Source organism: Streptomyces nanshensis (assembly GCF_001751255.1).
GTDB lineage: Bacteria > Actinomycetota > Actinomycetes > Streptomycetales > Streptomycetaceae > Streptomyces > Streptomyces nanshensis_A.
On sequence record NZ_LJGW01000138.1, the window covers coordinates 1 to 8,623 of the forward strand.

At 68.9% G+C, this 8,623-nt stretch carries 8 protein-coding genes; 7 read left to right on the plus strand and 1 reads right to left on the minus strand.

All coding sequences use genetic code 11. The annotated features are described in order from the left end of the window. The first annotated feature begins 449 nt into the window (after positions 1–449). The 7 genes from ccrA to pssA all read left to right on the plus strand — a co-directional run bounded on the left by ccrA (position 450) and on the right by pssA (position 8,334). Positions 450–1,850 carry a crotonyl-CoA carboxylase/reductase gene (gene ccrA, locus AN218_RS07945; RefSeq protein WP_070016055.1) on the plus strand — a complete coding sequence of 467 codons (1,401 nt, stop codon included), beginning with the start codon at positions 450–452 and terminating at the stop codon, positions 1,848–1,850. Beyond that, positions 1,843–3,939: a protein meaA gene (locus AN218_RS07950; protein WP_070016076.1), complete on the plus strand. Its 2,097-nt coding sequence runs from the start codon at positions 1,843–1,845 to the stop codon at positions 3,937–3,939. The genes ccrA and AN218_RS07950 overlap by 8 nt, the downstream gene beginning before the upstream one ends. Further along, complete coding sequence (locus AN218_RS07955) at positions 3,936–4,922, plus strand: HpcH/HpaI aldolase/citrate lyase family protein (RefSeq protein WP_070016056.1); 987 nt, start codon at positions 3,936–3,938, stop codon at positions 4,920–4,922. Before AN218_RS07950 ends, AN218_RS07955 begins: the two co-directional genes overlap by 4 nt. 5 nt (positions 4,923–4,927) lie before the next feature. Next, positions 4,928–5,467 carry a MaoC family dehydratase gene (locus AN218_RS07960; protein ID WP_070016057.1) on the plus strand — a complete coding sequence of 180 codons (540 nt, stop codon included), beginning with the start codon at positions 4,928–4,930 and terminating at the stop codon, positions 5,465–5,467. 1 nt (position 5,468) lies between these two features. Then, positions 5,469–6,677, plus strand: a complete 1,209-nt coding sequence (locus tag AN218_RS07965) for an acyl-CoA dehydrogenase family protein (RefSeq protein ID WP_070016058.1) — start codon at positions 5,469–5,471, stop codon at positions 6,675–6,677. A 168-nt stretch (positions 6,678–6,845) separates the two neighbouring features. After that, positions 6,846–7,493 carry a phosphatidylserine decarboxylase gene (locus tag AN218_RS07970; protein WP_070016059.1) on the plus strand — a complete coding sequence of 216 codons (648 nt, stop codon included), beginning with the start codon at positions 6,846–6,848 and terminating at the stop codon, positions 7,491–7,493. Then, positions 7,480–8,334, plus strand: a complete 855-nt coding sequence (gene pssA / locus AN218_RS07975) for a CDP-diacylglycerol--serine O-phosphatidyltransferase (RefSeq protein ID WP_079131921.1) — start codon at positions 7,480–7,482, stop codon at positions 8,332–8,334. Before AN218_RS07970 ends, pssA begins: the two co-directional genes overlap by 14 nt. Positions 8,335–8,448: 114 nt before the next feature. Here the strand turns inward: pssA and AN218_RS37990 are convergent. Further along, positions 8,449–8,623, minus strand: a 175-nt coding sequence (locus AN218_RS37990) for a glycerate kinase (RefSeq protein WP_244900344.1), incomplete at its 5' end; no start/stop codon positions are given.

The following is an 8,623-nucleotide window of genomic DNA, read 5'->3' on the forward strand; positions in this document are numbered from 1 at the left end:
CCGGAGCCCGATGAACGAGACGGAACGCGAGACGAGACGCCCGGATAGAGCCGCGACCCGAGCCCGCAGCGAACCGGAAGCCCCGCGCAGCGACCCGCCCGCACACCCGCCAGCTCCGACCCCGCGAACCGGAACCCCAACCGGAACCCACCCCCGGCAGGCCGCGCCAGCGGCCCCCCGCTCATGCGTGCACCGCGCCGTAACAAACGAGAAATCAATGGCACCGAGTGTCTTGTGCACTGGCACTGGGTGTCATACCGTGGAGCTTGTCCGGGCACCGTCCCAAGGGCGGCAAACCGCCCCTGCCCGGCCGCCTGCGTCACCAGGCACCCGGCGCTCACCAGCGCCCCGACAGCATCACCGCATCACCCGCCGAACCGACGGCTCTGCCTCACACCCGACGACCCCCAAAGCGTCTCCTTCCTCAGCGCTTCGCCGGAGGCAATACCGTGAACAAGATCCTCGACGCGATCCTCGCGTCCGACACCACAGCCGAAGACTTCGCGAATCTGCCGATCCCGGAGTCCTACCGTGCGGTGACCGTCCACCGGGACGAGGCCGAGATGTTCGACGGCCTCCCCTCCCGGGAGAAGGACCCCCGGAAATCCCTGCACCTGGACGAGGTTCCCGTGCCCGAACTGGGGCCCGGTGAGGCGCTGGTGGCCGTCATGGCCTCCTCCGTCAACTACAACTCCGTGTGGACGTCGCTCTTCGAGCCCGTCTCCACCTTCGCCTTCCTGGAGCGCTACGGCCGCCTCTCGCCGCTGGCCAAGCGGCACGACCTGCCGTACCACGTCATCGGTTCCGATCTGGCCGGCGTCGTGCTGCGTACGGGCGCGGGCGTGAACTCCTGGAAGCCGGGCGACGAGGTCGTCGCCCACTGCCTGTCCGTCGAGCTGGAGTCCGCCGACGGGCACAACGACACGATGCTCGACCCCGAGCAGCGCATCTGGGGCTTCGAGACCAACTTCGGCGGCCTCGCCGAGATCGCCCTCGTCAAGTCGAACCAGCTCATGCCCAAGCCGGGGCACCTGAGTTGGGAGGAGGCGGCGGCGCCGGGGCTGGTCAACTCCACCGCCTACCGGCAGCTCGTCTCCGGCAACGGCGCGGGCATGAAGCAGGGCGACAACGTCCTGATCTGGGGCGCGAGCGGCGGACTGGGCTCGTACGCAACGCAGTTCGCCCTCGCCGGCGGCGCCAACCCGATCTGCGTCGTCTCCAGCGAGCAGAAGGCGGAGATCTGCCGCCGCATGGGCGCCGAGGCGATCATCGACCGCAGCGCCGAGGGCTATCAGTTCTGGAAGGACGAGCACAACCAGGACCCGAAGGAGTGGAAGCGCTTCGGCAAGCGCATCCGCGAACTGACGGGCGGCGAGGACGTCGACATCGTCTTCGAGCACCCCGGCCGTGAGACGTTCGGCGCCAGCGTCTATGTCACACGCAAGGGCGGCACGATCGTCACCTGCGCCTCCACGTCCGGCTATCAGCACACCTACGACAACCGCTATCTGTGGATGTCGCTGAAGCGGATCGTGGGTTCGCACTTCGCCAACTACCGCGAGGCGTGGGAGGCCAACCGCCTCATCTCCAAGGGCAAGATCCACCCGACCCTCTCGCGTACGTACAACCTGGAGGAGACGGGGCAGGCCGCACACGACGTGCACCGCAACGTCCACCAGGGCAAGGTCGGCGTCCTCGCGCTCGCCCCCGAGGAGGGCCTCGGCGTGCGCGACCGGGAGAAGCGCGCGAAGTACCTCGGTGCGATCAACCTGTTCAGGGACACCGAAGGAGGGCGCACGGACGACCGCGGCCGTGACGCCGCGGGCGAGCGGGCCGCCCGGCATGCCTGAGCGGACCAAGGACCGGCCGTGGCTGATGCGGACCTACGCCGGTCACTCCACGGCCGAGGCCTCCAACGAGCTGTACCGGCGCAACCTCGCCAAGGGGCAGACCGGTCTGTCGGTCGCCTTCGATCTGCCGACGCAGACCGGTTACGACCCCGACCACGTGCTGGCACGCGGCGAGGTCGGCCGGGTCGGCGTGCCCGTCTCCCATGTCGCGGACATGCGGCGGCTGTTCGAGGGCATCCCGCTGGAGCAGATGAACACCTCGATGACGATCAACGCCACGGCCATGTGGCTGCTGGCGCTCTACCAGGTCGTCGCCGAGGAACACGGCGCGGACATCGCCAAGCTCCAGGGGACGACGCAGAACGACATCGTCAAGGAATACCTCTCGCGGGGCACGCACGTCTTCCCGCCCGGGCCCTCGCTGCGGCTGACCACGGACATGATCGCGTACACGGTCGCCCGCATCCCCAAGTGGAACCCGATCAACATCTGCAGCTACCACCTGCAGGAGGCCGGTGCGACGCCCGTCCAGGAGATCGCGTACGCGATGAGCACGGCGATCGCCGTGCTGGACGCCGTACGCGACTCGGGGCAGGTGCCGCAGGAGCGGATGGGCGACGTGGTCGCACGCATCTCCTTCTTCGTCAACGCGGGCGTCCGCTTCATCGAGGAGATGTGCAAGATGCGGGCGTTCACCCGCATCTGGGACCGCGTCACCCGCGAGCGGTACGGCATCGAGAACCCCAAGCAGCGCCGCTTCCGCTACGGCGTGCAGGTCAACTCCCTGGGCCTGACCGAGGCGCAGCCGGAGAACAACGTCCAGCGGATCGTGCTGGAGATGCTGGCCGTCACCCTTTCCAAGGACGCGCGTGCCCGCGCCGTCCAACTCCCCGCCTGGAACGAGGCGTTGGGCCTGCCCCGGCCCTGGGACCAGCAGTGGTCGCTGCGCATCCAGCAGGTGCTGGCGCTGGAGAGCGACCTGCTGGAGTACGACGACATCTTCGCCGGCTCGCACGTCGTCGAGGGCAAAGTGAGCGAACTCGTCGAGGCGTCCGAAGCCGAGATGGAGCACATCGAGAAGCTGGGCGGCGCGATGGCCGCCGTCGAATCGGGCTATCTGAAGTCGGAGTTGGTCTCCTCGCACGCCGAGCGGCGCGGACGCATCGAGTCCGGCGAGGAGAAGATCGTCGGCGTCAACTGCTACGAGACGACGGAGCCGAACCCGCTCACCGCCGATCTGGAGACGGCGATCCACAGCGTCGACCCGGCGACGGAGGCCCAGGTCTCCGAGGCCGTACGCCGCTGGCGGGCCGAGCGCGACGAGGCGCCCGACGCCTCCGCGGCGCACGCCCTGCAACGTCTGAAGGAGACCGCCGCGAGCGACGAGAACCTGATGGACGCGACGCTGGAGTGCGCCCGCGCGGGCGTGACCACCGGCGAGTGGGCCGGCGCCCTGCGCGAGGTGTTCGGGGAGTTCCGCGCACCGACCGGGGTCAGCAGCGCCCCCGTCGCCGTGCCCGCCGAGGAGGGCTCCGCGCTCGCCGACGTACGGCGCCGGGTGGAGCTGACCGCGAAGGACCTCGGCGTCGGCAGGCTCCGTCTGCTGGTGGGCAAGCCCGGCCTGGACGGGCACAGCAACGGGGCCGAGCAGATCGCCGTACGGGCCCGTGACGCGGGCTTCGAGGTGATCTACCAGGGCATCCGGCTCACGCCCGAGCAGATCGCCGCGGCCGCCGTCGCCGAGGACGTGCACTGCGTCGGGCTGTCCATCCTCTCCGGCTCGCACGCCGAGCTGGTGCCGGACGTACTGGAGCGGCTGCGCCGCAGCGGAGCGGCGGTCTCCGCCGGTGCGGCCTTCGCCGGTGCGGTCCCTGCCGATTCGCCCCGCGCCGGTTCCGGCACGGGCGAGGCGCCCATCCCCGTCGTCGTCGGCGGCATCATCCCCGCGGGCGACGCGGCCGCGCTCCGCGAGGCCGGAGTCGCCGCCGTCTTCACGCCGAAGGACTTCGGCATCACCGAGATCATCGGCCGTATCGTCAACGAGATCCGCACAGCCAACCAGCTCGACCCCCTGGAGGTCCCCGCATGACTGCCCCCTCGCCGGACACCGGCCAGGCGTCCCGCAGGCTGCGCCCCCGGCGCTCCTGCATGGCCGTGCCCGGAAGCAACCCGCGCTTCCTGGAGAAGGCGCAGGGCCTCCCCGCGGACCAGGTCTTCCTCGACCTGGAGGACGCGTGTGCGCCGCTGGCCAAGCCGGACGCCCGCCACACCATCGTGAAGTTCCTCAACGAGGGCGACTGGAGCGGCAAGACACGCGTCGTACGGGTCAACGACTGGACGACGCACTGGACTTACCGGGACGTCATCACCGTCGTCGAGGGCGCCGGGCAGAACCTGGACTGCATCATGCTGCCGAAGGTGCAGGACGCCCAGCAGATCCACGCCCTCGACCTGCTGCTCACCCAGATCGAGACGACGATGGGCTTCGAGGTCGGCCGCATCGGCATCGAGGCGCAGATCGAGAACGCCAAGGGCCTGGTCAACGTCGACGAGATCGCCGGGGCCTCGCAGCGGATGGAGACGATCGTCTTCGGCCCGGCCGACTTCATGGCGTCCATCAACATGAAGTCCCTCGTCGTCGGCGAACAGCCGCCCGGCTACCCGGCGGACGCCTACCACTACATCCTGATGCGCATCCTGATGGCGGCCCGCACCCACGATCTGCAGGCCATCGACGGTCCGTATCTGATGATCAAGAACGTCGACGGCTTCCGCGAGGTGGCGCAGCGCGCCGCGGCCCTCGGCTACGACGGCAAGTGGGTGCTGCACCCCGGCCAGGTCGAGGCGTCCAACGAGATCTTCTCCCCCTCCCAGGAGGACTACGACCACGCGGAGATGATCCTCGACGCCTACGAGTACTTCACGTCCGAGAAGGGCGGCAAGAAGGGCTCGGCGATGCTCGGCGACGAGATGATCGACGAGGCCAGCCGCAAGATGGCGCTGGTCGTCTCCGGCAAGGGCCGCGCGGCCGGCATGACCCGTACGACGTCCTTCGAAGCTCCGGAGGGGTGAGCGGCATGCAGTTCGGGCGCACCTACGAGGAGTTCACCGTCGGGGACGTCTACCGGCACTGGCCGGGCAAGACGGTCACCGAGTACGACGACCACCTGTTCTGTCTGCTGACGATGAACCACCACCCGCTCCACATGGACAGCAACTACGCGGAGCACACCACCGACTTCGGCCGCAACGTCGTCGTCGGCAACTACGTCTACTCGCTGCTGCTGGGCATGTCCGTGCCGGACGTCTCCGGCAAGGCCATCGCCAACCTGGAGATCGAGTCGCTCAAGCATGTGGCGCCGACCTTCCACGGCGACACGATCTACGGCGAGACGACCGTGCTGGACAAGATCCCCTCGAAGTCGAAGAGCGACCGCGGGATCGTCCACGTCGAGACCAAGGGCTACAACCAGGACGGCACGCTCGTCTGCGTCTTCCGCCGCAAGGTGATGGTGCCCACCGAGACCTACGTCAAGGAGCGCGGCGGCGAGCAGCCGGGCCGCCCCGAGCTGCGTGAGCCCGCATCCGGCAAGGACGCGGCGAAGGGAGGGAAGTGAGATGGGACGGCTCGCACAGACCGACGGTCTCACCGAGGTCCAGCAGGAGATCCTCTCCACGGTCCGCGCCTTCGTGGACAAGGAGATCCTCCCCGTCGCCACGGAGCTGGAGCACCGCGACGAGTACCCGACGGAGATCGTCGAAGGGCTCAAGGAACTGGGCCTGTTCGGCCTGATGATCCCCGAGGAGTACGGCGGCCTCGGCGAGTCCCTGTTGACGTACGCGCTGTGCGTGGAGGAGATCGCCCGCGGCTGGATGTCCGTCTCCGGGATCATCAACACCCACTTCATCGTGGCGTACATGCTCAAGCAGCACGGCACGCAGGAGCAGAAGGAGCACTTCCTGCCCCGGATGGCCACGGGCGAGGTGCGCGGCGCCTTCTCCATGTCGGAACCGGGCCTGGGCTCGGACGTCTCGGCCATCTCCTCCAAGGGCGTACGCGAGGACGACGGCGGCTTCGTGCTCGACGGCCAGAAGATGTGGCTGACGAACGGCGGTTCGTCGACGCTGGTCGCCGTTCTGTGCCGTACGGACGAGGGCCACCCCGAGGGCACCGCCCCGCACAAGTCGATGACGACGTTCCTGGTGGAGAAGGAGCCCGGCTTCGGCGAGGTCCGGCCGGGACTCACGATCCCCGGCAAGATCGACAAGATGGGCTACAAGGGCGTCGACACCACCGAACTCGTCATGCAGGGCCTGCGGGTGCCGGCGGACCGGGTGCTCGGCGGCGAGACCGGCCGCGGCTTCTACCAGATGATGGACGGCGTCGAGGTCGGCCGCGTCAACGTCGCGGCGCGTGGCTGCGGCGTCGCACAGCGCGCCTTCGAGTTGGGCATCGACTACGCACAGCAACGGCACACCTTCGGAAAGCCCATCGCCCAGCACCAGGCGATCCAGTTCAAGCTGGCCGAGATGGGCACCAAGGTCGAGGCCGCCCACGCGCTGATGGTCGGCGCGGCCCGCACGAAAGACGCCGGTCAGCGCAACGACCTCGAGGCGGGGATGGCCAAATACCTCGCCTCCGAGTACTGCAAGGAGGTCGTGGAGGACGCGTTTCGCATCCACGGCGGGTACGGTTTCTCCAAGGAGTACGAGATCGAACGCCTCTACCGCGAGGCGCCGATGCTCTTGATCGGTGAAGGAACCGCCGAGATCCAGAAAATGATCGTAGGCCGCCGCCTGTTGGAGGAGTACCGCTTCCAGGGGTGATGTCCCTTTTCGGGATGTTTTCCTGCTCGTCAGGACGACGTCCCGAGGCGGGATTCACGGCACGGACTGCCGCACTGGCTTGGCCAGTTGCCATCCGTAACCGATAACATCCCGGAAAGCCGCCGTCCCCCAGTGCAGCCGCGGCTCCCTCCGCTACGAAGGTCATACATGCCCCACAGCCCATCCTCTGCACCCCGCGGACGAGTCCGCATCGCGCGCGGAGCGTCGCCGTGGCTTCTGCCGACCGTGGCCACCGCGGCCGTCGGCCTGCTCCGCGCGCGCCGCTCCAAGAGAGCCGCCGCGGTCGCCGTTCCGGCCACAGCGCTCGCGGCGGGCATGCTCTGGTTCTTCCGCGACCCGGAGCGTGAGATCGCGCAGGGACGCGTCATCTCTCCGGCCGACGGAGTGGTGCAGAGCATCATGCCGTGGCCCGACGGGCGCACCCGCGTCGCGATCTTCATGAGCCCGCTCAACGTCCACGTCAACCGCGCTCCGCTCGGCGGCACCGTGGCCTCGCTGGAGCACATCCCCGGCGGCTACGTACCGGCGTTCAACAAGGAGAGCGAGAACAACGAGCGGGTCGTGTGGCACTTCGACTCCGAGATCGGCGATGTGGAGATGGTCCAGATCGCCGGTGCGGTGGCGCGGCGGATCGTGCCGTACGTGCCGCAGGGCTGCAAGGTCGAGCAGGGCGACCGCGTGGGGCTGATCCGCTTCGGCTCCCGCGTCGACGTCTATCTCCCCGAGGGGATCGAGCCCGCCGTCGAGGTCGGGCAGCCCACGACCGCGGGGGTGACTCGTCTTGACCGTGATTGATCCCGATACACAGGCCGCCGTCTGGGTCGCCGAGGCCGAGGCGGACGAGGACGACGAAATGCCGCTCTCCACGCGGCTGTCGATAGCCGACACCCTCACCCTCGGCAACGCCACCTGCGGCTTCATGGCCGTGTACTTCACGACCACCGGCGTCCTCATCCCGCATCTGACGGGCAGCGAGGACGGCGGCATGGCCCGGCACAGCGCCGCGACCGCCGTGATGCTGATGCTGCTGGCCTCGGTCTTCGACCTCTTCGACGGTCTGGTGGCGCGGAAGCTGCGCAGCTCCGCGATGGGCGCGGAGCTGGACAACCTCTCCGACCTCATCAGTTTCGGCCTCGCGCCGGCCTTCTTCGTGGCCACGTGGGGCATGGTCGCCAACGACGCGAACCAGCAGGTGTCGGTCGTGGCCGCCGTCGTGGTGCTGCTGGCGGTGGTGCTGCGGCTTGCCAGATTCTCCTGCGTACCGATGCGGGACGGGATGTTCCAGGGCATGCCCGGACCGTTCGGCGCGCTGACGGTCGTGTCGATCGTGCTGCTGGAACTGCCGTTCGTGCCGACGCTGTTGGCGATCATGGGCGTCGCGTGGCTGATGGTCAGCCGCGTCGAGTACCCCAAGCCGACGGGCCGCCTGGCGGTGGCGATGCTCGGCTGGATCGTCGCGAGCATGGGACTGCTGGCGGCCTGGGCGTTCGACGCTCCGGGCGGCGAGCTGCTGCTGCAGACCGGCTGCGCGCTCCAGGTCGTGCTCGGCGCGGTCATCCCGCTCTTCGCCACGGCCCGCCGTGTGCACACCTTCCGCGACAACCGCCGCGAGGCCAGGACGGCCGCGCAGGGCTGAGCGGATGTGACCGTACAGAGGTGAACTCAGCGGTGTGGCCCGGGTTTTACGCCCGGGCCACACCGCTTTCTCTGGGTCATGTCTGGCCCCTTACGGGCCGTGCGGCTCAGCGGCTCACAGGCGTTCCTGTGCGAGGCGCTCCGCGAGCTGCTCCAGCAGCGGCCCCGCCTGGGCGCGGCAGCGGGCCTCGTCCTTCTCCAAGTCCGTGAGGGCGTAGGCACGTTCGATGCCGGCGCCCTTGAGGGCCTTGTTGTCCAGGGCCAGCCGTCCGCACACCGCGAGGACCGGC